This is a genomic window from Roseovarius sp. D0-M9 (assembly GCF_037083805.1).
Classification (GTDB): domain Bacteria; phylum Pseudomonadota; class Alphaproteobacteria; order Rhodobacterales; family Rhodobacteraceae; genus Roseovarius.
Window position 1 is genome coordinate 50,288 of the sequence record NZ_JBAPKZ010000017.1, and the last position, 23,274, is coordinate 73,561.

At 65.3% G+C, this 23,274-nt stretch carries 20 protein-coding genes; 13 read left to right on the forward strand and 7 right to left on the reverse strand.

The genetic code is table 11. The features are described 5' to 3' along the window. Positions 1 to 25 precede the first annotated feature (25 nt). The 4 genes from V8352_RS12380 to V8352_RS12395 all read right to left on the reverse strand — a co-directional run bounded on the left by V8352_RS12380 (position 26) and on the right by V8352_RS12395 (position 3,994). Positions 26 to 766, reverse strand: a complete 741-nt coding sequence (locus V8352_RS12380; RefSeq protein ID WP_336424605.1) for a CDP-alcohol phosphatidyltransferase family protein — start codon at positions 764 to 766, stop codon at positions 26 to 28. Next, positions 763 to 1,479: a phosphatidylserine decarboxylase gene (locus tag V8352_RS12385; RefSeq protein WP_336424634.1), complete on the reverse strand. Its 717-nt coding sequence runs from the start codon at positions 1,477 to 1,479 to the stop codon at positions 763 to 765. Before V8352_RS12385 ends, V8352_RS12380 begins: the two co-directional genes overlap by 4 nt. Before the next feature lie 282 nt (positions 1,480 to 1,761). Then, a complete protein-coding gene (locus tag V8352_RS12390; protein ID WP_336424606.1) occupies positions 1,762 to 3,159 on the reverse strand; it encodes an aminotransferase family protein in 1,398 nt (465 codons plus the stop codon). 241 nt (positions 3,160 to 3,400) lie between these two features. Further along, positions 3,401 to 3,994 (reverse strand): DUF1285 domain-containing protein, encoded by a 594-nt coding sequence (locus V8352_RS12395; protein WP_336424607.1) that lies wholly within the window; start codon positions 3,992 to 3,994, stop codon positions 3,401 to 3,403. Positions 3,995 to 4,062: 68 nt separating this feature from the next. On the opposite strand from V8352_RS12395, the gene V8352_RS12400 reads away from it, so the two are divergent. The 4 genes from V8352_RS12400 to V8352_RS12415 are packed head-to-tail and all read left to right on the forward strand — an operon-like array spanning position 4,063 to position 10,758. Continuing rightward, the gene (locus tag V8352_RS12400; RefSeq protein ID WP_336424608.1) at positions 4,063 to 5,073 is read left to right on the forward strand and encodes an AAA family ATPase; all 1,011 of its coding nucleotides are present in this window, start codon (positions 4,063 to 4,065) and stop codon (positions 5,071 to 5,073) included. Next, positions 5,070 to 5,975, forward strand: a complete 906-nt coding sequence (locus V8352_RS12405) for a DUF58 domain-containing protein (RefSeq protein ID WP_336424609.1) — start codon at positions 5,070 to 5,072, stop codon at positions 5,973 to 5,975. The genes V8352_RS12400 and V8352_RS12405 overlap by 4 nt, the downstream gene beginning before the upstream one ends. Further along, complete coding sequence (locus tag V8352_RS12410; protein WP_336424610.1) at positions 5,972 to 8,719, forward strand: DUF4159 domain-containing protein; 2,748 nt, start codon at positions 5,972 to 5,974, stop codon at positions 8,717 to 8,719. Before V8352_RS12405 ends, V8352_RS12410 begins: the two co-directional genes overlap by 4 nt. Beyond that, positions 8,716 to 10,758 (forward strand): hypothetical protein, encoded by a 2,043-nt coding sequence (locus V8352_RS12415; protein WP_336424611.1) that lies wholly within the window; start codon positions 8,716 to 8,718, stop codon positions 10,756 to 10,758. Before V8352_RS12410 ends, V8352_RS12415 begins: the two co-directional genes overlap by 4 nt. Positions 10,759 to 10,880: 122 nt before the next feature. Here the strand turns inward: V8352_RS12415 and V8352_RS12420 are convergent, their stop codons facing one another. Beyond that, positions 10,881 to 11,240: a hypothetical protein gene (locus V8352_RS12420; protein ID WP_336424612.1), complete on the reverse strand. Its 360-nt coding sequence runs from the start codon at positions 11,238 to 11,240 to the stop codon at positions 10,881 to 10,883. A 110-nt stretch (positions 11,241 to 11,350) separates the two neighbouring features. On the opposite strand from V8352_RS12420, the gene V8352_RS12425 reads away from it, so the two are divergent. The 6 genes from V8352_RS12425 to V8352_RS12450 all read left to right on the forward strand — a co-directional run bounded on the left by V8352_RS12425 (position 11,351) and on the right by V8352_RS12450 (position 17,649). Then, positions 11,351 to 12,790: an FAD-linked oxidase C-terminal domain-containing protein gene (locus V8352_RS12425; RefSeq protein WP_336424613.1), complete on the forward strand. Its 1,440-nt coding sequence runs from the start codon at positions 11,351 to 11,353 to the stop codon at positions 12,788 to 12,790. 60 nt (positions 12,791 to 12,850) lie between these two features. Further along, a complete protein-coding gene (glcE, locus tag V8352_RS12430; RefSeq protein ID WP_336424614.1) occupies positions 12,851 to 13,987 on the forward strand; it encodes a glycolate oxidase subunit GlcE in 1,137 nt (378 codons plus the stop codon). Then, positions 13,987 to 15,327 (forward strand): glycolate oxidase subunit GlcF, encoded by a 1,341-nt coding sequence (gene glcF, locus V8352_RS12435; RefSeq protein WP_336424615.1) that lies wholly within the window; start codon positions 13,987 to 13,989, stop codon positions 15,325 to 15,327. Before glcE ends, glcF begins: the two co-directional genes overlap by 1 nt. A 48-nt stretch (positions 15,328 to 15,375) precedes the next feature. Then, positions 15,376 to 16,194, forward strand: a complete 819-nt coding sequence (locus V8352_RS12440; protein WP_336424616.1) for a trypsin-like serine peptidase — start codon at positions 15,376 to 15,378, stop codon at positions 16,192 to 16,194. Further along, positions 16,191 to 16,991, forward strand: coding sequence for a trypsin-like serine peptidase (locus V8352_RS12445; RefSeq protein WP_336424617.1), 801 nt, complete (start codon positions 16,191 to 16,193; stop codon positions 16,989 to 16,991). Before V8352_RS12440 ends, V8352_RS12445 begins: the two co-directional genes overlap by 4 nt. Positions 16,992 to 17,193: 202 nt before the next feature. Further along, complete coding sequence (locus V8352_RS12450; protein ID WP_336424618.1) at positions 17,194 to 17,649, forward strand: Hsp20 family protein; 456 nt, start codon at positions 17,194 to 17,196, stop codon at positions 17,647 to 17,649. 278 nt (positions 17,650 to 17,927) lie between these two features. Here the strand turns inward: V8352_RS12450 and V8352_RS12455 are convergent, their stop codons facing one another. Further along, positions 17,928 to 19,397 (reverse strand): NAD-dependent succinate-semialdehyde dehydrogenase, encoded by a 1,470-nt coding sequence (locus tag V8352_RS12455; RefSeq protein WP_442971027.1) that lies wholly within the window; start codon positions 19,395 to 19,397, stop codon positions 17,928 to 17,930. Positions 19,398 to 19,666: 269 nt separating this feature from the next. Next, positions 19,667 to 20,686 carry a P1 family peptidase gene (locus V8352_RS12460; RefSeq protein ID WP_336424620.1) on the reverse strand — a complete coding sequence of 340 codons (1,020 nt, stop codon included), beginning with the start codon at positions 20,684 to 20,686 and terminating at the stop codon, positions 19,667 to 19,669. A gap of 150 nt (positions 20,687 to 20,836) precedes the next feature. Here V8352_RS12460 and V8352_RS12465 point away from each other — a divergent pair, with 150 nt between their 5' ends. From V8352_RS12465 to V8352_RS12475, 3 genes are all read left to right on the forward strand, one after another. Further along, positions 20,837 to 22,045, forward strand: coding sequence for an aminopeptidase P family protein (locus V8352_RS12465; protein ID WP_336424621.1), 1,209 nt, complete (start codon positions 20,837 to 20,839; stop codon positions 22,043 to 22,045). Positions 22,046 to 22,232: 187 nt separating this feature from the next. Next, complete coding sequence (locus V8352_RS12470; RefSeq protein WP_336424622.1) at positions 22,233 to 22,499, forward strand: hypothetical protein; 267 nt, start codon at positions 22,233 to 22,235, stop codon at positions 22,497 to 22,499. 11 nt (positions 22,500 to 22,510) lie between these two features. Beyond that, on the forward strand, positions 22,511 to 23,089 hold the full coding sequence (locus V8352_RS12475; protein WP_336424623.1) for a DUF1523 family protein: 579 nt from the start codon (positions 22,511 to 22,513) through the stop codon (positions 23,087 to 23,089). Positions 23,090 to 23,274 lie beyond the last annotated feature (185 nt).

The following is a 23,274-nucleotide window of genomic DNA, read 5'->3' on the forward strand; positions in this document are numbered from 1 at the left end:
TGCCCACGGCGCGCTGCAATATGCTTTAGAGTGTGTGATCGGCTTTCTTGAAGGCAAGATAGGAAAACGGCAGGGATGCCAGATAGAGCAGATTTCCTGCAATCAGCGTCAGCCACGGATACGTCATCAGGCAGACGATGAGGATCACCGCGGTGACCACGGCGAACGGCAGATGCGCGCGGCGGATCGAGGCGTGTTTGATCGAATAGGTCGGTATCGTGCTGACGGCCAACAGTCCGACACCGATGATGTAGATCGCCCGCAGCACGGGGTAGCTTTCATCCTGCCAGCCCCACTGATGCAGGAATATCGGCATCAGCGCGAGGCAGGCAAGCGCAGGCGCGGGAACGCCGACAAAAAAACCGTCTTTCTTGAGCGTGACGTCGGCTTTGTTTGTCGACAGGTTGAAGCGCGCCAACCGCATTGCGCAGCAGACGGCCAGCACCAGCACGGCCAGCCAGCCGAGGCTCGCATGTGGGCCACCCAGATAGAGCGTGTTGTAAATCACCAGCCCCGGCGCGATGCCGAAGTTGAAGAAATCGGCCAGACTGTCCAGCTCGGCACCAAAGGGGCTGGCCGTGTCGAGAAAGCGCGCCAGCTTGCCATCGGCTGCATCGAGGAAAACGGCGAGCAGGATGAAGTAGAGACTTGCTTGTACATGCCCCTCAAGGCTCATCCTGACGGACGTAAGACCCGCGCAGATGGCAAAAACGGTGACGATGCTGGGCACGAGGTGGCGCAGTTTGATCCTTGGCTGTGTGCTCATTCAGCGATGCCCTTGCGCGCCGTGCCCGGCGCCGCGAGATCCGCCAATATGGTCTCGCCCGCAACCGCCGTCTGGCCGACGCAAACGAGGGGCGAAACGCCCGCAGGCAGATAGACGTCAAGCCGGCTGCCAAAGCGGATCAGGCCAAAGCGGTGACCGATCCGGACAGGATCACCCTCGCGCACAAAGCAGACGATGCGCCGCGCGACGAGGCCGGCGATCTGCACGACGCCGATGCGCGCGCCTGCCTCGGTCTCGATCATCAGCGAATTTCGCTCGTTCAGTTCGCTCGCCTTGTCGAAGGAGGCGTTCAGGAACTGCCCCTTGTGATAGGCGATCTGGCGCACCGTGCCCGCAATGGGCGCGCGGTTCACGTGGCAGTTAAAGACGTTCATGAAGACCGACACACGGCAGACAGGCGCATCGCCCAGATCAAGCTCTGGCGGAGCAACGACCTCCTGGATCAGCGACACGATGCCATCGGCGGGCGACAAAACCAGCCCCTCCTGCTGCGGTATCACGCGCACGGGATCGCGGAAGAAATAGTAGCACCACACCGTCGCACCGCAGCCCAGCCAAAAGAGTGGCTCCCAGATCAGGGCGAGCAAAAGGGTGATCGCGGCAAAGATCGCGACGAACTTGCGACCTTCCTTGTGCATGGGCACGGCAACGATCTTGAGCATGTTCATGAGTGGTCTTTCATAGAATTTCAGATGGGGAAGAGGCGACTGGGCCTCAGGTCGAGAGGGTTGGATACGCGCCTGCTCAGCGCATGGGCGGGGGAAGGGGCGACTGGCAATCCGGCCTGCAATTCACCCGCTTTAGCTCGGTGCGCTATACAGCAGAAGGTCACGGCCTTAAATGCCGCAAGTGCGAAGAGCACAAGGAAAAGGGCGGGCGCCGCAATCGGGCTACCGCTGCCTTGCGGCTAATGGCGCACATCGGCCCAAAGGGCCTCCGCCGCACCTGATCGGGGCGGCGGAGGCGGGGATGCGTCAGCCAAAGACCTTGGTCAGGGCCTTGTCCGTCGCGGTAATCAGCTCGTCGATATCGCTTTTGGTCGCGATGAGGGCGGGCGAGTAGCACAGCGTGTTGTTGAAGCCCGGCAGCGAACGGTTCGTCATGCCGATGATGACGCCTTGGGCCATGCAATCGGCTGTGACGGCGGCCACCGATTTCTCGTCCATCGGCTCGCGGGTCGAACGGTCCTTGACCAGCTCGGCCCCGAGAAAGAGGCCCTTGCCGCGCACATCGCCGATGACTTCATGCTTGTCCTTGAGGGCGCGCAGCTGGTCGAGCATGTAGTCGCCCATGGCGATGGTATTCTCCAGCAGCCCTTCGTCTTCGATGATGTTCATGTTTTCCAGCGCCGCCGCCGGGCCAGCCGTGCAGCCGCCGAAGGTGGAAATGTCGCGGAAGTAGTTCATCGGATCGGTGTCGTCGTCCTTGAACATGTCGAAAACACGCTCGGAGGTGACGCAGCAGGCGATGGCGGCATAGCCCGAGGCAACGCCCTTGGCCATCGTCACGAAGTCCGGCTCGATCCCGTAGTGCTGATAGCCAAACCATGTGCCGGTGCGCCCGACGCCGCAGACGACCTCGTCGATATGCAGCAGGACGTCGTATTTGCGGCAGATTTCCTGCACGCGGGGCCAATACCCCTCGGGCGGGACGATCACGCCGCCGCCAGCGGTGACAGGCTCGAGGCAGATGGCGCCCACGGTATCGGGGCCCTCGGCCAGAATGACCTCCTCGATGGCATTGGCCGCCGCGAGGCCATATGCCTCGCCGCTCAGATCGCCCCAGCCCTGCTGATGCGCGCGGTATTCGAGGCAATGGGGCACGGCGACGAAGCCGGGGGTGTAGGGCCCGTATTGCGCGTTGCGCTCAGGCTGTCCGCCCGCCGACAGGCAGGCAATCGTGGTGCCGTGATAGTCGCGATCGCGGTAGAGGATCTTGTGCTTCTTGCCGCCATGACGCTTGTGCGCGATCTGGCGCACCATCTTGAACGCCTTCTCGTTGGCCTCTGAGCCCGAGTTGGTGAAATAGACGCGGGTCAGGCCCGGCATTTTCGAGATGATGCGTTCGGAGAACTTCGCGCCGGGAATCGAACCTGCGGAGCCGGCAAAATAGTTCAGCTGAATCAGCTGATCGCGCACGGCGTTGGCGATCCGCTCGCGCCCGTAGCCGACATTGACCGTCCAGACACCGCCCGAAACGCCGTCGATATGCTCTTTGCCCTTCTGGTCCCAGACGCGCATGCCCTTGCCCTCGACGATGATCCGGGGATCGCTCGTCTCGTAGGGTTTATGCTGGCTGAGGTGGTGCCACACATGGGCGCGGTCGGCCGCGACGACCTTGTCGATATCGTTGTCCAGAAACTTGCCGTCCATGAGGGGCCTCCATCGGGTCAGGGCCCGGCGCGCGCGCCGGGGGAAGGGATTACCTGGGCAGCATATCACTCTTCGGCAGGGTTTGACGATAGGTCCGTTGACGCGGCGTTCACGGCCTAGGAGAGGCGCGCCAGAAACCCAAGATGACACCCAAGATCACAGCGTTTGGAGGGGCGCATTGCATCCATGAGCGATGCGCGCCGCGCCTTTGGCTCATGTCCCGGTTCAAGGGCGTGACGCTTCAATCGGGCAGCTCATCGGACGGAATCAGACCGAAGAAGGCGCCCTGTGACCAGAGGCCGAACCAGCCGTCATGATGGGTTGCGATATCGACCAGCCGGTAAAAGGATTTGCGGTCGATCAGTGCCTCGAGGTTGTGACGCACGAGGACGTAGGGCGAAGGCTCGCCCGTCTCCGCGTCGCGCGTGACCCGAATCGGGGCGTCCGGGCCTGCGGTCACGCTGTCATCCACGTTGGTATGAAACGAGATGCGCTGATCCTCGCCTTCGCCGGTGACGTCGAAATCGACGGCGACGAAGGGTGCATCCTCGACGGTGATGCCCACTTTTTCGACAGGGGTCACAAGAAAGTAATCGTCGCCGTCGCGGCGCAGGATGGTTGAGAAAAGGCGCACGAGGCCGTGCCGACCGATGGGCGTGCCCTGATAGAACCACGTTCCATCCCGTGCGATACGCATGTCCAGATCGCCGCAAAACGGGGGGTTCCAGTCATGCACCGGGGGCAGGCCGCGGCCTTTCTTGGCGCCTTTGGTGGCCGCCTGCGCCGAGGCGGCGATGCCGTCTGCTGACGGGGTCGTGATCGGATGATCGCTCATTGCTTTTGCCATTTTTGTCATGCGCTATACACTCAAGTGAACGATATAGCCCAATCCGGAGAATTTCCATGACCCAGAGCGCCGACTTGGTGGCCGACATAGATGCGTTGCAAGCGCGGCTCGCAGAGGCGCGTGCACAGGTTGCGCGGCGTTTCATAGGGCAAGAGCGGGTCGTGGACCTGTCGCTTGCCGCGATGCTCAGCGGCGGTCACGGCCTGCTGGTGGGCCTGCCGGGGCTTGGCAAGACGCGGCTGGTCGACACGTTGGGCACCGTCATGGGACTGAACACCGGGCGTGTGCAGTTCACGCCCGATCTGATGCCAGCCGACATTCTGGGCAGCGAGGTGCTCGAGACCGGGGCTGACGGCAGCCGCGCCTTCAAGTTCATTCCTGGGCCGGTCTTTTGCCAGCTCTTGATGGCCGATGAGATCAACCGCGCCAGCCCGCGCACCCAATCGGCCCTCTTGCAGGCCATGCAGGAGCGGCAAGTGACCGTTGCGGGCGAAAATCGGCCTCTCGAGGCGCCGTTTCATGTGCTGGCGACGCAAAACCCGATCGAGCAGGAGGGCACTTATCCCCTGCCCGAAGCGCAGCTTGACCGTTTTCTGGTGCAGATCGACGTGCCCTATCCCGAAAGGTCTGCCGAGCGCGAGATCCTGCTGGCCACCACCGGCAGCGCCGAAGAGGCCGCCGCGCCGGTGTTCACCACGCAGGAGTTGATCGCGGCGCAAGCCCTCTTGCGCCGGATGCCGGTGGGCGAGGGAATCATGGACATGATTCTGGATCTGGTGCGCGCGTTCCGTCCGGATGAGCCAGGCGCCTCGGCGCGTGTTCAGGAAAGCGTGGCGTGGGGGCCGGGCCCGCGAGCAGCGCAGGCGCTGATGTTGACGGTGCGCGCACGGGCTCTCTTGCAAGGGCGGCTGGCGCCCAGCCCCGAGGACGTGGTGGACATGGCGCAGCCGGTGCTGATCCACCGCATGGCGTTGAACTTTGCGGCGCGGGCACGGGGCGATAGTCTGAGTGCGCTGATCACCGATACGCTGGCCGATCTGGGCCATGCGCAGGCTGCCGCCGCGTGACACAAACCACCGCTCATGCCGACGCTGATCTACGCAGCCGGGCCGAGGCCGAGGCAGCGCGCCTGCCTGCGCTCTTGGCGCGGGCGGACAGGCTGGCGGGTGCGGTGCTGTTGGGGCAGCACGGGCGCAGGCGCGCCGGGCTGGGCGATGATTTCTGGCAATACCGCCCGGTGCAGGAGGGCGATCAGCGCCGCCAGATCGACTGGCGCCGTTCGGCTCGCAGCGATGCCGAGTTCGTGCGTGAGCGCGAGTGGCAAATCGCGCAGACAGTGATGCTCTGGGTCGATGGCGCAGCCTCCATGCGATTTGCCAGCGATGCCGCGCTGCCGCAAAAGGCAGATCGCGCGCAGCTTCTGGCGCTGGCGACGGCCATTCTTCTGGACAAGGGCGGCGAGCGTGTGGGCCTGTCGGGCCATGCGCTGCCACCGCGTCGCGGCACGGCACAGATTACGCGGCTCGCCGCCATGCTGAGTGCCACGCAAAGCGACGCAGGCGAGGGCGCGGATTACGCGGCGCCGGATGCGCGGGGTTTGCTGCCGCACGCGCGCGCGCTTTTCGTCTCGGACTTCTTTGGTGATCTCGATGCGGTGCGCGCGTCAGTGGGTGCGGCGGCCGACCGGGGTGTGGGCGGTGTTCTTTTGCAGATCCTTGACCCTGCGGAGGAGGCGTTTCCCTACCGGGGCCGCGCGATCTTCGAATCCGTCGGCGGCACGCTGGCACATGAGACGTTGAAGGCCAGCGATCTGCGGGATCGCTATCTGGAGCGCCTCGCCGAGCGCAAGGATGCGCTGCGCACCCTTTGCCGCAGGGCTGGCTGGGCCTACATGTGCCACCACACCGATAGCAGCCCGCAGGCCGTGCTGCTGCACCTGTACCGCACTCTGGGCGAGGGGGCACGATGACGCTGGGCGCCATCGGATTTGCTGCACCGTGGCTCTTGATCGCGCTGGCGGCGCTGCCGGTGCTGTGGGTGCTGCTGCGCGCAGTGCCGCCCGCGCCGGTGCGGCGACGCTTTCCGGGGGTCGCGCTGCTGCTGGGGTTGCGCGACGAGGATAGTGCGGCGGATCGCACGCCTTGGTGGCTCTTGTTGCTGCGGATGCTGGCGCTGGGCGCCGTTATCATCGCCATGGCCGGGCCTGTGCTCAATCCGCGGAGCGATGACGCCGCGCGCGGTGATCGCCCCCTTCTGATCGCGCTCGACGCCAGTTGGGCCAGTGCCCGGGACGACAGCGCGGCGCGCAACCTTTTGGACGGCGTGCTGGCTGAGGCGGGACGCGACGGTCGCACTGCCGCCGTGCTGCGGCTCAGCGCACCCGAGGCGCCGGTCTTTCAGGCTGCCGAGGCTTGGCGCAGTCGCCTCGCCGGCTTGGGTCCGCTGCCATGGGCACCGACGACGGACGGGGTGGAGCAAGCCGCCGGGATGCTGCCCGATGACGCCTTCGACACGCTTTGGCTATCGGACGGGTTGGAGCGTGACGGCCGCGGCGCGCTGCTGAGCGCGCTTGAGGCGCAGGGCAGTGTCACGATTCGCGAGAGTGCCGCACCGCTGGTGACGCTCACCCCGCCCCGCGCCGAGGGCGGCGCAATCGAGGTGACCGCGCAGCGCCTTGCGCCGGGTGGCGAATGGCCCCTTGAAGTTCTGGCGCACGGCCGCGATCCGTCGGGCGCGCCGCGTGTGCTGGCAACCCTGCCGCTGCGTTTCGAGGAGGGCGCGCGCGAGGCGACCGGCGCGCTCAGCCTGCCGGCCGAGCTACGCGCCCGCATCACCCGGTTCGAGATCGCGGGCCAAGATCACGCGGGCGCGGTTCAGCTTGTCGGGGATGCGCTGGGTCGCCGCGAGGTGGCACTGATCGCGGGCCGCGAGGATCGTGAGGGCCTCGAGCTGCTCTCGCCCTTGCATTACCTTGAGCGCGCGCTGGAACCCTCCGCCGATCTGCTGACGGGCGCCTTGATGGATGTGCTGCCTGCCAACCCCGATGCCATCGTGCTGGCTGATGTCGGCACGCTCTCGCCAGCCGAGGCAGAGGGCCTGCGCAGTTGGGCCGAGGAGGGCGGAACGCTGGTCCGCTTTGCCGGGCCGCGCCTTGCCGCCAGCGACGTGTCGCGCGGTGCCGAGGACCCGCTGATGCCCGTTCGTCTCAGGGCCGGGGGCCGCAGCGTTGGCGGCGCGATGAGCTGGGGCGAGCCCAAGTCGCTCGCGCCTTTCGCCGAGGGCGGTCCCTTTGCGGGTCTCGATATTCCGTCTGATGTGACGGTGACGTCGCAGGTCATGGCCCAGCCCGATCCGACGCTGGCCGAGCGCGTGATTGCGCAACTGGGCGATGGCACGCCACTGGTCACGCGCAAGCGGATCGGGCAGGGGCAGGTCGTCCTCTTCCACGTGACCGCCAACGCCGAGTGGAGCAGCCTGCCGCTGTCGGGTCTGTTCGTGCAGATGCTTGAGCGGCTGGCAATCTCGACCGGCGATGGGCCGCCTGCGCCCGAAGAGTTGGCCGGAACGACGTGGCAGCCCTCCGAAGTCTTGGATGGCATGGGCGTGCTGCGCAGCGGCGATACCCTGCCCGGCGTTGCGGGTGAACGGCTGCTGGAGGCGGATCTGGGCCCTGATTTGCGCCCCGGCCTTTATGAGGGCGAAGACAGGAGCATCGCGCGCAACGTCATGGCCGAGGGGGACGTCTTGACGCCCGCCAGCTGGCCTGCGAGCGCGACCGTCATCGGACTTGACCGTCAGGAGGAGACGCCGCTGATGGGCTGGCTTCTGGCCGCTGCGCTCTTGCTGCTGAGCGCCGATATCCTTGCCTCGCTGGGCCTCTCCGGGCGGCTGTTGCCTGCTCGGGCGGCAATGGTCCTTGGCGCGCTGATGCTGCTGCCCGATCCGACGCTGGCCCAGGACCGCCCGCCCGAGGCGCTGGCCGACGAAGTGACGCTGGCGCATGTCCTGACGGGTGATACCGAACTTGACGACATGGCGCGAGCAGGGCTCGAGGGGCTTGGCCAGACACTCTTCTTCCGCAGCACCGTGGAGCCTGCGGCGCCGCAGGGCGTCGATCTGGAGACGGATGAACTTGCGTTCTTTCCGCTGCTGTACTGGCCGATCACACCTGCGCAGGCGATCCCGTCGGACGAGGCCTATGCGCGGCTGAACACCTACCTGCGCAGTGGCGGCATGATCCTCTTTGACACACGCGATGCTGATGTCGCGGGCTTTGGCGCGTCCTCGCCTAACGGCGCGATGCTGCAAAGGCTTGCTGAGCCGCTGGACATTCCGCCGTTGGAGCCCGTGCCGGACGACCATGTGCTGACGCGCGGCTTTTACCTCTTGCAGGATTTTCCGGGCCGCTACGCAGGCCGACCCGTCTGGGTCGAGTCCGCGCCCGATGCCGCCGAGGCGGCACCCGGAATGCCGTTTCGCAATCTCAACGATGGCGTGACGCCGGTGGTGATCGGCGGAAATGACTGGGCCTCGGCCTGGGCGGTGGATGAGAGCGGCAATGCCATGCTGCCCGTCGGGCGCGGCTATGCCGGCGAACGGCAGCGCGAGATGGCGTATCGCTTTGGTGTCAATCTGGTCATGCATGTGCTGACCGGCAATTACAAATCCGACCAGGTCCATGTGCCTGCGCTCCTCGACAGGTTAGGCCAATGACGAACGCGATTGTCTTTGACCCGGCCCTGCCGGTCTGGCTGATTGCCACGCTTGCGGGCATGGCCCTGACGGCCTTGGCACTGGCGGCCTGGCGCGGCCTGTCGGGCTGGGCGCTGCGCGGCATTGGTGCGGCGCTGATCCTCGCGGCACTCATGGGGCCCAGCCTCAGCCGCGAGGACCGCGAGGATCTGACCGACATCGCCATTCTGGTCGAGGACGCAAGCGCCAGTCAGCAGTTGGCGGACCGCGCCGCCATGACGGCCGAAGCGGCAGAGACGCTTGAGGCCCGCCTGGCCGCTCAAGGCGTCGAGGTGCGGCGCGTCAAGGTCGATGACGGCGCCGACAACAGCGGCACGCAGCTGATGACCGCCCTCTCGGATGTGCTGGCGAGCGAGCCGCAGGGCCGCATCGCGGGCATGTTCCTGCTGAGCGATGGGCGGCTGCATGATCTGCAGCGCGCGCCCGGCCTGCCGGCGCCGCTGCATCTGGTCCATACGGGCCGGGAGGCCGACTGGGACCGCCGCCTGATCGTCGAGGGCGCCCCTGCGTTTGCCATTCTGGACGAGGAGATCACGCTGACCCTGCGCATTGAGGACAGCGGCGCGGCGCCCGGAGATACCGAAGTGCCCTTGGATATATCGGTCGATGGCGAGGCGCCGCAGCGTTTTACCGTGCCCGTGGGCCAGCCCATCGAATTGCCCCTCTCGCTCCCCCACGGGGGGCGCAACGTGCTGGAGTTCATCACCCCCGAGGGCGAGGGCGAACTGACCGCGCGCAACAATACCGCGCTGGTGCAGATCAATGGCGTGCGCGACCGGCTGCGCGTGCTTCTGGTCTCGGGCGAGCCGCATGCGGGCGGGCGCACGTGGCGCAACCTGCTGAAATCCGACAGTTCCGTCGATCTGGTGCATTTCACGATCCTGCGCCCACCCGAAAAGCAGGACGGCGTTCCGGTGGAAGAGCTAAGCCTGATCGCCTTTCCCACGCGCGAGCTTTTCCTAGAGAAGATCGACGATTTCGATCTCATCATCTTTGACCGTTACAAGCGGCGCGGCATCCTGCCTGCGCTCTACCTCGAAAACGTGGCCGATTATGTACAAAAGGGTGGTGCGGTCCTCTTTGCGGCGGGGCCGGATTTCGCGGGGGCCAACAGCCTTTACCGCTCGCCGCTGGAGGAGATCGTGCCGGCCCGGCCCACGGCGCGCGTGATGAGCCAGCCCTACAGCCCCGCCGTGACTGATATGGGCGAGCGTCACCCCGTGACCGCCGGCCTCGGCGCGATGCACGACGGGCCGTGGGGCCGCTGGCTGCGCCAGATCGAGGTGACCGAGCCGACGGGGGATACCGTGATGTCGGGGGCCGAGGACGCGCCCCTGCTGGTGCTGGACCGCGTCGGCGAGGGGCGCGTTTCGCTCCTGGCGTCGGACCATGCGTGGCTGTGGAATCGCGGCTACGAGGGGGGCGGGCCCCAGCTCGAGCTGCTGCGCCGCCTTGCGCATTGGATGATGAAGGAGCCCGAGCTGGAGGAAGAGGCCCTCTGGGCCGAGGCCACGGGCCAGACCATGCGCATCATTCGCCGCAGTCTGGACGAAGAGGTCGAGGACGTCACCATCACCGGACCGGACGGGGCAGAGGTGACAGTGCCGCTGGAGGAAGTGTCGCCGGGCCGATTCGAGGCTATTTTCGAAGGGCCGCAGATCGGGCTTTATCGTCTTGCCAGTGGCGATCAGAGCGCGGTGATCGGCCTCGGCCCCGCTGCCCCGCTGGAATTCGAAGAGACGATCGCGACGGGCGCGGCGCTCGCTCCGCTGATCGAGGGCACTGGTGGCGGAATCCGTGCCATAGAGGAGGGCGTGCCCGCCATCCGAGAAGTGCGCGAGGGCCGGCCCGCCGCCGGGCGCGGCTGGCTGGGGATCACGCCGCGCGGCGCGTATGTCACGCAATCGGTGACGTTGACGCCGCTCTTGCCTGCGTGGCTGGTGCTGGCGCTGATCGCGGCATTGGTGACAGGTGCGTGGCTCCGTGAAGGGCGGCGCTAGAGCGTCGCGCCGTTACCCGTAGGCATAGTCCAAGGGCGAGGCGCGAGCGTCCTTCATACTGAACGCTGCGCTTCGGCAAATGCTGAAATCGAGATTACTGGGCCACCGCTTTGGCCCTGCGGTCAGAGCGGAATATCCACCGTCGTCAATGGGTCCGAGACATGCCCCTGGGTGCAGCGCGCGCGGATATAGACGCGCCGCGTGCCATCCGGCAGCATCACCTGATGCAGGCTTCGTGTAAAAGGCTGCTCGTCCACATGGGGGTGACGCAGCGGGCGCGTGGCCAGCACGGTGCCATCCTCGGCCAGCACTTCCCAGGCGTCGGCGTAATGCTCCCACCCGGTATCGCCGTGGCGGATCGTCACCGAGAACTTCCACCCCATCTCGTCGCGTATCGCCTTGGCCTGCTCCACGACCGGCGGTTCCGCTAGGGCAACGACGGGCAGGAGCGCGGCAAGGGCGAAGCTGAGAATCTTTTTCATGGATCCCTATAAACCCGGTGCGGCGCATCCGCACAAGGGCACTTGGCGCCGGTCCGATCACTTGCGCAGCAGCGCCGCGCACAATAGCGTGAAAGGCAGGAGGACGAGCCATGGACATGCCTGAACCTGACGCCGCCGTCGTCGCGGCCAAGTCGCGCATCATCGAGCGCCTTCTGGCCGCTCTGCCTGCCGATGCCGTTATCTCTGACCCTGTCGAGACGCGCGCCTACGAGTGTGACGGGCTGGCCGCCTACCGCTGTGCGCCGCTGGCGGCGGTGCTGCCGCGCTCGACCGCCGAAGTGTCGGCGGTGCTGCGCATCTGTCACGAAATGGGTGTGCCGGTGGTGCCGCGAGGGGCGGGCACGTCGCTGGCCGGAGGCGCCTTGCCCACGGCCGATTGCGTGATCCTTGGCATAGCGCGCATGACCGAAGTGCTTGAGACGGACTATGACAGCCGGATCATCCGGGTGGAGTCGGGCCGCACCAACCTTTCCGTGACCGGCGCGGTCGAGGATCATGGCTTCTTCTACGCGCCCGATCCCTCCAGCCAGCTTGCATGTGCCATTGCGGGCAATATCGCGATGAATTCTGGCGGGGCGCATTGCCTGAAATACGGCGTGACCACGAACAACCTGCTGGGCGTCACCATGGTGCTGATGGACGGCACAGTGACCGAGATCGGCGGCGCACATCTGGACGCCGGGGGGCTTGATCTCCTGGGTCTGATCTGCGGCTCGGAGGGGCAGCTGGGCGTCGTAACCGAGGCGAGGCTGCGCATTCTGCCCAAGCCCGAGGGCGCGCGCCCCGTGCTGATCGGATACGACAGCAACGAGGTGGCGGGCGCCTGCGTGTCCGACATCATCAAGGCCGGCGTCCTGCCGGTCGCCATCGAGTTCATGGACCGGCCGATCATCCGCGCGACCGAGGCCTACGCCCACGCGGGCTATCCCGATTGCGAGGCGCTGCTGATCGTCGAAGTGGAAGGCAGCCCCGCCGAGATCGACGAGCAGCTTGCCATCATCCTCGATATCGCGCGCCGCCACGATCCGGTCGAGCTGCGCGAGAGCGCGTCGACAGATGAGAGCGCGCGCATCTGGAAGGGCCGCAAATCGGCCTTTGGCGCGATGGGCCAGATGGGTGACTATATGTGCCTCGACGGCACGATCCCGGTCAGCCAGCTGCCGTTCGTGCTGCGCCGGATCGGCGAGCTGAGCGAGGAATTCGGCCTGATGGTCGGCAACGTCTTTCACGCGGGCGACGGAAACATGCACCCGCTGATCCTTTATGACGCCAACACACCCGGCCAGCAGGAACTGTGCGAAGAGCTGGGTGCCGAGATCCTCAAGCTTTGCGTCGAGGTCGGCGGCTGCCTGACCGGCGAGCATGGCGTGGGGATCGAAAAACGGGATCTGATGTCATATCAATACGCCCCCGAGGATCTGGAGATTCAGATGGCGGTCAAGGATGTGTTCGACCCCGGATGGCTCCTGAACCCGGCCAAGGTCTTTCCCTTGGGCGTGAGTGCGGCCCGGCGTATGGCGGCGGAATAGGATCGGCGGCGCGGTGCCCTTGGCGGGCGTTTTCTGGATATTTGAGGCAAGAAGAAAGTGATGCGTCCCGAGACGGAAGAAGAGTTGGCGCAGATCGTAGCGGATGCGCTTGGCCCGCTGGCCATTCGCGGAGGCGGCACGCGTGCGGTTGGCGTGGCGACCGGTGAGGTGCTGTCGACGGCCGGGCTGAGCGGGATCAAGCTCTATGAGCCCGGCGCGCTGACGCTGGTGGCGCGCGCGGGCACCCCGCTTGTCGAGGTCGAGGCGGCGCTGGCTGCCGAGGGGCAGGCGCTTGCGTTCGAGCCGATGGATCATCGCGGCCTGCTGGGCACGCAAGGCGTGCCGACACTCGGCGGGGTCGTGGCTGGCAATGTGTCAGGGCCGCGCCGCATCGCAGCGGGCGCGTGCCGCGATTTCATGCTGGGCGTGCGATTTGTCGATGGCATGGGGCGGGTTCTGAAGAATGGCGGGCGCGTGATGAAGAACGTGACGGGCTATGACCTGACGCGCCTCATGACCGGCAGCTACGGGACGCTGGGTGTGATGACCGAGGTGTCGCTCAAGGTGCTGCCTGCGCCGCGCGCCTCGCTGACATTGGCGCTGGAGGGGCTGGAGGCGCCGCGCGCTGTCGCCGCCCTGTCGCGCGCGCTTGGCTCGCCTTTTGAGGTGTCGGGCGCGGCGCATGTCGCCGCTGGCGCGCCCCGGACGTTGATCCGGCTGGAGGGGTTCGAGGCCTCTGTCGCCTACCGCGCCGATCAGCTGGGCCGCCTTTTGGCGGAGTTCGGCACGTGGCAGCGCATCGAGGACGGCGCCGCCGAGAGCTGGCGCGCGATCCGCGATGTGAGCGCGCTGGACGGCGCTGGCGACGTCTGGCGCGTATCGGCCCGGCCCACGCAAGGCCCGGTGCTGGCCGCGCGTCTGCCGGGGGCCGATGCCGTCTATGACTGGGGTGGGGGGCTGATCTGGCTGCGCGTGCCCGAGGGGACGGACCTGCGCGCCGCGCTTGGCGATTTCGGCGGGCACGCGACCTTGGTGCGCGGCGGGGCAGCAACCAAGGCGCGGCTGGGCGTGTTTCATCCTGCCGCCGCGCCCGTCGCCGCACTGGAGGCGGGGCTGCGCGCGCGGTTCGATCCGCGCGGTATTTTCAATCCGGGCCTGATGGCCCCAGAGACAAGCCGTGGGGCAGGAGCCGCCTGATGCAGACGCATTTCACGCCCGAGCAGTTGAGCGATCCGGACACCGAGCGTTCCAACCAGATCTTGCGCGCCTGCGTGCATTGCGGCTTCTGCACGGCGACCTGCCCGACCTATCAGGTGCTGGGCGATGAATTGGACAGCCCGCGGGGCCGCATCTACCTGATCAAGGACATGCTGGAGAACGAGCGGGTTCCCGATGCCAAGACGGTCAAGCATATCGACCGCTGCCTGTCGTGTCTGGCCTGCATGACGACCTGCCCGTCGGGGGTGCATTACATGCATCTGGTCGATCACGCGCGCGCCTATATCAACGATAACTACAAGCGCCCTCTGTCCGACCGGATGCTGCGCTGGCTGTTGGCGCGCATCCTGCCCTATCCGTCACGGTTCCGGCTGGCGTTGCTGGGTGCCAAGCTGGGGCGGCCCTTTGCTCGGCTGATGCCGGATCCCCGTCTGCGGGCCATGCTGGAGATGGCGCCAAAGAATATCCCGCCGGTCAGCCGCAATGATGATCCGCAGACGCACAGTGCGCGCGCGCCGCGCCGCATGCGCGTGGCGCTACTGACGGGCTGCGCGCAAAAGGCGCTGAACACCGATATCAATGACGCCACCATTCGCCTGCTGACGCGGCTGGGCTGCGACGTGGTGGTAGCGCGCGGCGCGGGCTGTTGCGGTGCGCTGGTCCATCACATGGGCAAGACGGACGAGAGCCATGAGGCCGCCGCCCGGAACATCCGCGCTTGGAGCGAGGAGATGGAGAATGGCGGCCTCGATGCCATCGTGATCAATACCTCCGGCTGCGGCACGACGGTCAAGGATTACGGACATATGTTTCGCTCAGGTCCGCTGGCCGAGGATGCCGCGCGCGTGTCGGGCATCGCTATGGATATCTCCGAGCTTCTGATGCAGCTGGACCTGCCCGAAGGCGCCCACAAGGATATGACGGTGGCCTATCACGCCGCCTGCTCGCTTCAGCATGGGCAGCAGATCAAGACCTATCCCAAGGATCTCTTGCGGCGCGTCGGCTTTGACGTGGTCGAGCCTGCCGATAGCCATCTGTGCTGCGGCTCGGCGGGCACCTATAACCTGATGCAGCCCGAAATTTCCAAGCAGCTCAAGGCGCGCAAGGTCGCAACACTTGAGGCGCGCGCGCCCGATGTGATCGCGGCGGGCAACATCGGCTGCATGATGCAGATCGGTGGCGGGACGGATATTCCGATGGTTCACACCGCCGAACTGCTGGATTGGGCGACCGGTGGGCCGATGCCCCCCGCGCTGAAAGACGCCGAGCGCGTGCCCGATTTGCGCAGGGATTTGCAAGGCGCCCAAATTTCGCCCTAAATCGTTGCTAGCCGGACGTGAATAGACACTAGAACCACCGGAGACATCATGCTGCGCATCCTGCTGACCGCCCTGACGCTGGGGCTGATTTCCGGCGCGGCGGCGACGCCCGGACTTGCCCAGCAGACGGTCCTCAAACGGCTGGACACAGGCGATGACGGGCGCGGCTGGGAGGCTGTTGGCCGGTTGGAGCTGGCCGGGCGCGGATTTTGCACCGGGGCGCTGATCGCGCCTGATCTGGTGCTTACAGCGGCGCATTGCCTCTTTGACAGCGATACGGGCGTGCGCCTCGACCATGAAAAGATCGAGTTTCTGGCAGGCTGGCGCAATGGGCGTGCGTCGGCCTATCGCTGGGTCCGCCGGGCCGTCATCCATCCCGACTACATGCAGGAGGGGGAAGTTGCTGCCGAGCGCGTGCGCAATGACGTCGCCCTTCTGGAACTGCGCCATCCGATCCACAATGCGCGCGTGGAACCCTTCGACACCGATGTGCGCCCTCTGAAGGGGCAGCGCGTGGGTGTCGTCAGCTATGCGCGGGGACGCTCGGACGTGCCATCCTTGCAGGAGGTTTGCGAGGTGATCGCGCGCCAAGAGGGCGTTCTGGTGATGTCATGCGATGTCGATTACGGCAGCTCGGGCGCGCCGATCTTTGCCTTTGACGGGGGCGCGCCCCGCGTCGTGTCGGTGGTGTCTGCGATGGCCGAGGTCGATGGCCGAAAAGTGTCGCTGGGCACGCAGCTGCAACTCCCGCTCGAGGTGCTCAAGGCCGAACTGGCCGCGGGCAAGGGCGGGCGCGCTGGCGAGGGGCCATTCATGGCCGGTGTCGGGCAAGTGCGCGATACCGGCGCAAAATTTGCCAAACCATGAGGTGGCGCGCCCTCATCGCGGCCTGCGCCGCGCTGATGGTGCAGGCCGTGCCGGCCGTTGCGGGCAGCGACCTGATCCGGTTGACCGACCGCGAGGATCTGTTTGGCTGGGAGGCGGTTGGCCGTCTGGATCTGGAAGGCCAGGGATATTGCACCGGGGCGCTGATCGCGCCTGATCTGGTGCTGACTGCGGCGCATTGCGTCTATGACGAGGTGGGTCGCTTGATCGCGCCATCGCATATCACGTTCAGCGCCGGACTGCGCGACGGGGAGTTCATATCGCAAAGCGGGATTGCACAGATCGCGGCCCACGTGGGCTATACTCCGGCGCCGCGTCTCACGGGCGAGATGATCCGCTTTGACGCCGCGCTCCTGAAGTTGGCAGAGGCGATTCCGGCGGCGACCGCCAGCCCCTTCGTCATCGCCAGTGCCGAGGCCCAGGCAGGATCGACCGTCAGCGTTGTCAGCTATGGGCAGGGGCGCGATGCAGCCCTGTCGTGGCAGCGCGAATGCGGCGTGACCGCTGCGGGGCGGGGCCTGATGGCGTTCGATTGCGATGTCACTTTCGGCAGTTCGGGTGCGCCCGTCTTTGCGCGGCGCATGGGCCAAAGGCAGCGCATCGTTTCACTGATCTCGGCAGGCGACAGCGAGATGGCCTACGGAATGGAATTGCCGGCACTCGTCGAGGACCTGAAGCGCGCCCTTCGCGCCGCGCCGCCTGCTGCAGGGACCATTCCGCCACGGGCCGAGACAGGCCGGGGCGGCGAGGCCGCTGGTGCAAAATTCGCCAAACCCTGAAGGCTGGGCCACACATCCGGAAGGCAGCGAGCCGCGTTGCGCAGCGCACAAATTGAACGATGCGAGACGCCTGTCCGAGGCCTTGAAACGGCGCTGCCGGTCTCCCAAATATCATGTGCCGGACGCCGCAAGGGTCCGTGCAGACCGCCTGTCCCATTAGGGAAGGCATATCATAATGGTATCGCTCAATGGAGGATGACCCATGCGAAACTTTGATCTGGCCCCGCTTTACCGGGCAACTGTCGGCTTTGACCAGGTTGCGGACATGATGGACCGCGTTCTGACGACGGACGCGGCGCAGTCGACCTATCCCCCCTACAACATCGAAAAGACCGGCGAGGATGCGTGGCGCATTTCGGTGGCTGTCGCGGGCTTTGCCGAGGATGACCTTGCGGTTGAACTGCGCGACGGCGCGCTGATCGTGTCCGCCCGCAAGTCCGATGACGGAACGGAGCGCACCTATCTGCATCGCGGTATCGCCACCCGCGCGTTCGAGCGGCGCTTTCAACTGGCCGATCACGTGCGCGCGCTGAACGCGACCCATGCGGATGGGATGCTGCACATTGATCTGGTGCGCGAGGTGCCAGAAGCGCTGAAGCCCCGCCGCATCGCCATCGAGAGCCGCCGCGACGCCAGCAACGCCAAAGCGGTGAACTGAATTCGATCCGCAGGCGACCGAGCCCACGGGTTGGGGCAGCGCGCAATGTGAACGATGCGCGGGCCGCGCCTTTGGCTGATGTCTCGGAGTAGAGGCGTCGTGCCTTGAAACGCAGAGCGCCCCGCCGGTTATTCGGCGGGGCGCTTCTTTTTTGTCATTCTGAAAACCGCTCAGAAAATTCGGAGAATATTCTCAGACGGCCATGCAGATGTATTTCATCTCGAGGTAGTCTTCGATGCCATGGTGGCTGCCTTCGCGGCCAAGGCCCGACTGCTTGNTCAGACGGCCATGCAGATGTATTTCATCTCGAGGTAGTCTTCGATGCCATGGTGGCTGCCTTCGCGGCCAAGGCCCGACTGCTTGACGCCGCCGAAGGGGGCCACCTCGGTCGAGATGATGCCCGTGTTCACGCCCACGATGCCATACTCCAGCGCCTCGGCCACCTTGTAGACGCGGCTGAGATCCTTGGCGTAGAAATAGCTGGCAAGGCCAAAGATCGTGTCATTGGCCATCGCGATCACGTCATCCACATCGTCGAACTTGAAGAGTGGGGCAAGCGGCCCGAACGTCTCGTCCGTGGCGAACTGCATGTCCTGCGTCGCGCCGGTGATGATGGTGGGGGGCAGGAAGTTGCCCTCGCGCTGCGAAGGCTCGCCGCCGCCCAGAATGACGGTGCCGCCCTTGGCCTTGGCGTCTGCGACATGCTCCTGAACCTTGGCGATGGCATCCTTGTTGATGAGCGGGCCGAGGGCCACGCCCTCTTCCATGCCGTCGCCCATCTTGAGCTTTTCGACGGCAGTCTTCAGCTTCTCGGCGAAGGCGTCATAGACACCGGCCTGCACGTAGATCCGGTTGGCGCAGACGCAGGTCTGGCCGTTGTTGCGGAATTTGCACATGATGGCGCCTTCGACGGCGGCATCCAGATCGGCGTCGTCAAAGACGATGAAGGGTGCGTTGCCGCCAAGCTCCATCGAGCACTTCATGACCTGATCGGCCGCCTGCTTCAGCAGGATGCGGCCCACTTCGGTCGAGCCGGTGAAGGTCAGCTTGCGCACGGCGGGATTCTCGCAGAATTCCTTGCCGACCTCGGACGAGCGCGAGGATGTCACGATGTTGAAGACACCTGCGGGAATGCCTGCACGCTCGGCCAGCACACCCATTGCAGTGGCGCTCAGCGGCGTTTCGGCTGCGGGGCGGCCGACAAAGGCACAGCCTGCTGCCAGTGCCGGTGCGGCCTTGCGCGTGATCATCGCGTTGGGGAAGTTCCACGGCGTGATCGAGGCGGCAACACCAATGGGCTGCTTGATGACGTTGATGCGCTTGTCGCGCTGGTGGCCGGGAATGATCTCGCCGTAGACGCGCTTGGCTTCCTCGCCAAAGAATTCGATGAAGGATGCGCCATAGGCGATCTCGCCCTTGGCCTCTGCCAGCGGCTTGCCCTGTTCGGCGGTCAGGATGGCGCCCAGATCGTCCTGATTCTCCATCATCAGGTCGAACCACTTGCGCAGAACGGCGGCCCGCTCCTTGCCGGTCCACTTGGCCCATTCCTTTTGTGCGGCTTCGGCGGCGGCAATGGCCTCGTTCACCTGAGCGCGGCTGAGGTCTGCAACCTGCGCCACGACATCGCCGCGCGCGGGGTTTATCACGTCGAACGTCTTGTCGCCGCTAACCCATTTTCCGTTCACATAGGCCTTGTCGGCCAAGAGCGTCGGGTCCTTGAGCAGTGATTTGAGATCGGTCTTGCTCATGTCATGCATCCTTTCGGTTTGTTTGGCGCAAGGCAAAGCACCTTGCGCGCGGGTTGTCCAGCCTCAGGGCGATCTATACGTCATAGGCGCCGATTATTGCCCGGGGATCGCGATGGCCATGCGGGACTGCGCAGACGCACGGGCCGGGTTTGGGGCATCTGCGCGTGCACAGAGAGGATCCGGTGCCGCGCATCAAGTGTGGCCAAGGGATCGGTTGCAAAACCTCAAGCAGCCTCGTCTTGAAGGAGCAAAAACCGTGTTCGAGTGGTTCAGCCTGCATCCCCGTGACGCGTGATCCAGCAGGGCAGGGTATCCCCAGCGGCTGGCCGTGCCATCCATACCGCCCTTGCGATGGCCCGCGCAAGGCATGTGGCCGCCGCGTGACCTAGCATCAGCGCCTCACCCGGCCCCCTAAGTGTGCGTGCCCCGGTGCTGGCGGCAAAGACCAGATCGCCGTCCATCGGTGTGTGCGAGGGGATCAGCGCCCGCGCCATGCCGTCATGCGCCGCCGTCGCCAGCCGGGTGCATTGCGATTGATCCAGCATTGCGTCGGTGGCGACAATGGCAATGGTGGTGCTGCCCCCGCCCTGTTTGGTTGGCGGTGCGTGAACATCGCCAAAGTCCCGCGCCGCGCCCAGCCCGCCGAATTCATCCCCCATCTCGAAAGGCGCGGCCCAGAAGTGCGGGCCATTGGCGACGGTCGCTGCGCCCAAAGCGTTGACGGCCACCAGCGCCCCGACGGTATGCCCCGAAGGAAGAACGTAGGAGACCGACCCGAGCCCGCCCTTGAGCGTCGCTGTCAGCGCGCCTGTGCCGGCGCCGATGCTGCCCAGATCGAAATCCGTATCGCAGGCGGCCAGTGCCTCGGCTCCAAGGCGCTTGTAGGGGTTCACCGTCCACGCCTTGTCGCCGCCATTGAGCAGATCAAATAGGATCGCGCACGGCACGATCGGCACGCGCGCGCTGCCCACCGCAAAGCCGCGCCCGGCCTGCGCCAAGGCATCCGCAACACCCGACGCCGCATCGAGGCCAAAGGCCGAGCCGCCCGAGAGGACCAGCGCATCGACCTGTTGCACCATCCGATCGGGCGCCAGCAGATCCGTCTCGCGCGTGCCGGGGGCGCCGCCCATGACATGCACGCCTGCCGTAAAGGGCGCATCGGCGGTCAGGACGGTTGCGCCCGTCTTGATCGCCGCATCGGATGCATTGCCGACCCGCAGACCGGCCACATCGGTGATGAGGTTCAGCGGCCCCGCGCGGCCGCCATGGGGTGCAGTGCAATCATTCATGCAAAACACCTTGCCAGAATCCCCAGGATCGGCAAGATAGCCCTCAGGCTGGAGCGGTGGCGCCGCTCGCCCTAAGGCACACCTTGGGCCAAGGCCATGTATCCCAACAGTCCTGAACGCCGGGACCTTTCTGTAAAGGAAAGGCCGAATATGACTGCACGTCCTGAAATCTATCGTTTCCACAATGGTGAAAAGGCGCTCCTGCCATTCGGGGCCGCCGAATACGAGACGCGCCTGAGGGCGCTGCGCGCGCGCATGGAGGAACTGGGGGTCGAGGTGGCCGTCCTGACCTCGATGCACAACATCGCCTATTACTCGGGCTTCCTCTATTGTGCCTTTGGCCGCCCTTACGGTCTTGTTGTCACCGCCGATGCGGATGTGACCATCTCGGCGGGGATCGACGCAGGTCAGCCGTGGCGCCGCTGTCATGGCGACAACATCACCTATACCGACTGGCAGCGCGACAACTACTGGCGCGCGATCCTGTCGGTCTCGGGCGAGGGCAGGGCCATCGGCTATGAGACAGACCACCTGACATTGCTGCAAAAGTCGAAACTGGACAGCTTCTTGAAGCCGTCCAAGGCCGTTGACATCGCACCGACCACGATGGTGCAGCGTATGCACAAGAGCCGGGCCGAGCGCGATCTGATCCGGCGCTGCTGCAAGGTGGCGGATGTGGGAGGCTACGCGATCCGCGACGCAGTAAAGGTCGGCGCGCGCGAGATCGACGTGGCCATGGCTGGCCGCGACGCGATGGAGCTTGAGATTGCGCGCGCCTTCCCGGATGCGGAATATCGCGACACCTGGGTCTGGTTCCAATCAGGCATCAACACCGACGGCGCGCATAACCCCGTAACCGCGCGCCAGCTTGGGCGCGGGGATATCCTGTCGCTGAACACCTTTCCGATGATCTCGGGTTACTACGTCGCGCTGGAGCGGACCATGTTCGTGGGCGAGGTGGACGCGGCCAGCCTCAAGATCTGGGAGGCGAATGTTGCCGCGCATGAATACGGCATGAGTCTGCTGAGGCCGGACGCGTCCTGCGCCGAGATCACGCATCAGATCAACGACTTCCTCGCCGAGCGCGATCTGCTGCAATATCGTACCTTCGGCTACGGCCACAGCTTTGGCGTTTTGTCGCATTACTATGGCCGCGAGGCGGGGCTGGAGCTGCGCGAGGACGTGGATACGGTGCTAGAGCCCGGCATGGTCATCTCGATGGAACCGATGCTGACATTGGCCGCCGGGCAGCCCGGCGCAGGCGGCTACCGCGAGCATGACGTGCTGATCATCACCGAAGACGGCAGTGAGGACATCACCGGCTACCCCTACGGGCCTGAATTCAACGTGGTCGGGTGAGGGTGGGCGCCGAGGATTCGAGACATGCGGCCTGTGATAGTGACCTGCTCCCCGTTGAGTCCTCGTTTACGAGTTGGCTCTGTTCAGGTTTTGGTCCTCGCTTGACCCTGAGCCTCCACATCCTGTTTCCATGTCGCCCAGATCCGCTTTAGGCTGATTCAGGGGAACAACGCTACGGAGACGGGGCATGGCGGCACTGCTGAAACTGGTGGTCTTTGGCGGGATCATCCTGACAGTGATCTACATCGCACTTTCGATCTACTCGCGCCGGGTCAGGCGGGGCAAGCTGGAGGCCGAATGGCTGGCGGCGGGCAAACCCGGCAGCGAGGACGCGTTCGTCGAGGCCGGGCTGAAAGAATATGACAGCTCGCTGAGGCGAAAACTGATCCTGGGCGTTTACGTTGTGCCTGTGGTCACCGTGTCCGCAATCGTGTATTTCACGAATTTCAACTGAAAGGGGCCGGGATGGTCTATGTAAAATGGGTTTTCTGGGGTGTGTTCTGGACGATCGTCCTCGCCTTCCTGCATTACACCCTGCCGCAGCACGACATCGTGCGCATCACCGATACCTACGAGACGCGCGAGGATTTCGACTATCCGCTTTTCTGGGCCAACCCCCCTGCCACAGACACGCAGGCCCCGACATACCGCGACGTCTTCTTCATCCAGACTTTCCGGGCCGATGACAAGCCGATGATCTACCGCAACGAGGATACTGGCTGGGGCTGGCCGCCCTATTTCAAGTTCGATACGTCAAACTTGCAGGCCGAGGCGTCGGACCTTGTGTCCAAGAAGAATGCCGCGACTGCGCAATGGGTGTCGATCCGCCACTATGGCTGGCGCAACGAATTTCTGTCGATCTACCCCAACGCGATTTCGGCCAAGGCCGTGGCGGGGCCGGATGTGCGCATCATCCCGTGGTTCAACATCATCGTGCTGACGGTGCTGGCCGCCTTCGCATGGGGCATCTGGGCGCGCTGGCGCAAATTTCGCGCGCGCCGGAACAAGGCCCAGTACGACGAGCATACCGACGGCTGGGGCTGAGTAGCATCGCCCCGTAAAATCTGTAGCCCGCGCCGCATCGCCGCGCGGGCGAGAACACCCGTGACATAGGGGATGGTTTTCTGCTTAGCTGCGCTCAGCCGCGTTTTTATTCTTCACAGATGCCGCCGCGCGGAACGGCGTCGTTCGTGCGCCCTGCGGCGCCAGTTATGCAAGGCCGGAACTGC

Bases quoted from the DNA above. Each gene is read 5' to 3' on its own strand.
- V8352_RS12380 (WP_336424605.1), bottom strand. From the start codon at position 766: ATGAGCACACAGCCAAGGATCAAACTGCGCCACCTCGTGCCCAGCATC.
- V8352_RS12390 (WP_336424606.1), bottom strand. From the start codon at position 3,159: ATGGACGGCAAGTTTCTGGACAACGATATCGACAAGGTCGTCGCGGCC.
- V8352_RS12395 (WP_336424607.1), bottom strand. From the start codon at position 3,994: ATGAGCGATCATCCGATCACGACCCCGTCAGCAGACGGCATCGCCGCC.
- V8352_RS12400 (WP_336424608.1), top strand. From the start codon at position 4,063: ATGACCCAGAGCGCCGACTTGGTGGCCGACATAGATGCGTTGCAAGCG.
- V8352_RS12410 (WP_336424610.1), top strand. From the start codon at position 5,972: ATGACGCTGGGCGCCATCGGATTTGCTGCACCGTGGCTCTTGATCGCG.
- V8352_RS12415 (WP_336424611.1), top strand. From the start codon at position 8,716: ATGACGAACGCGATTGTCTTTGACCCGGCCCTGCCGGTCTGGCTGATT.
- V8352_RS12420 (WP_336424612.1), bottom strand. From the start codon at position 11,240: ATGAAAAAGATTCTCAGCTTCGCCCTTGCCGCGCTCCTGCCCGTCGTT.
- V8352_RS12425 (WP_336424613.1), top strand. From the start codon at position 11,351: ATGGACATGCCTGAACCTGACGCCGCCGTCGTCGCGGCCAAGTCGCGC.
- glcE (WP_336424614.1), top strand. From the start codon at position 12,851: ATGCGTCCCGAGACGGAAGAAGAGTTGGCGCAGATCGTAGCGGATGCG.
- glcF (WP_336424615.1), top strand. From the start codon at position 13,987: ATGCAGACGCATTTCACGCCCGAGCAGTTGAGCGATCCGGACACCGAG.
- V8352_RS12440 (WP_336424616.1), top strand. From the start codon at position 15,376: ATGCTGCGCATCCTGCTGACCGCCCTGACGCTGGGGCTGATTTCCGGC.
- V8352_RS12445 (WP_336424617.1), top strand. From the start codon at position 16,191: ATGAGGTGGCGCGCCCTCATCGCGGCCTGCGCCGCGCTGATGGTGCAG.
- V8352_RS12450 (WP_336424618.1), top strand. From the start codon at position 17,194: ATGCGAAACTTTGATCTGGCCCCGCTTTACCGGGCAACTGTCGGCTTT.
- V8352_RS12455 (WP_442971027.1), bottom strand. From the start codon at position 19,397: ATGAGCAAGACCGATCTCAAATCACTGCTCAAGGACCCGACGCTCTTG.
- V8352_RS12460 (WP_336424620.1), bottom strand. From the start codon at position 20,686: ATGAATGATTGCACTGCACCCCATGGCGGCCGCGCGGGGCCGCTGAAC.
- V8352_RS12465 (WP_336424621.1), top strand. From the start codon at position 20,837: ATGACTGCACGTCCTGAAATCTATCGTTTCCACAATGGTGAAAAGGCG.
- V8352_RS12470 (WP_336424622.1), top strand. From the start codon at position 22,233: ATGGCGGCACTGCTGAAACTGGTGGTCTTTGGCGGGATCATCCTGACA.
- V8352_RS12475 (WP_336424623.1), top strand. From the start codon at position 22,511: ATGGTCTATGTAAAATGGGTTTTCTGGGGTGTGTTCTGGACGATCGTC.